This window comes from Pseudoalteromonas sp. S3178, from assembly GCF_005886985.1.
GTDB classification, from domain to species: domain Bacteria; phylum Pseudomonadota; class Gammaproteobacteria; order Enterobacterales; family Alteromonadaceae; genus Pseudoalteromonas; species Pseudoalteromonas carrageenovora.
Genome location: NZ_PNCW01000567.1, coordinates 1 through 432, shown reverse-complemented (window position 1 = coordinate 432; position 432 = coordinate 1). Strand labels below are relative to the sequence as shown.

1 protein-coding gene is annotated in these 432 nt (G+C 45.8%); it reads right to left on the bottom strand.

Annotated elements, in window-relative coordinates:
* The coding region (locus tag CWC11_RS22245) for an efflux RND transporter permease subunit (RefSeq protein ID WP_138684273.1) at positions 1-432 on the bottom strand (432 nt) is incomplete at both ends.

Sequence of the window (432 nt, the reverse complement as noted above, 5' to 3'; positions counted from 1 at the left end):
ACTTAATCGCCAATTGCGCCTTAACGCCTGAGAGTAATTCATCGACACGCGTCGCAATAGGCTGTGAAAAATTAAACAGTAAGCCAGGATAAGTCGATAGCTTTTGTTCCATCAAGGCTTGTAATTCGTAGCGATTATTTGCGCTTTGCCACTGTGCTACTGGCGCAAGGCCAATATAGATTTCAATGTTATTTACCGGTTCAGGATCACCACCGATCTCCGCTCGACCAATTCTGCTCAGCGCGTAGTTTACTTCAGGAAAAGTGAGCAGCATTTTTTCCAGCTCAGGCGCAACATTAAGCGCGGTTTCAAGACTGGCGGAAGGTGCCAGCGTTACCCTTAAGTTGATGGTGCCTTCTTCAAGTTCTGTGACAAACTCGGTACCAATTTTAGTGAACGTAAAGCCAGCCGCCGCAATTAATAAAATGACCA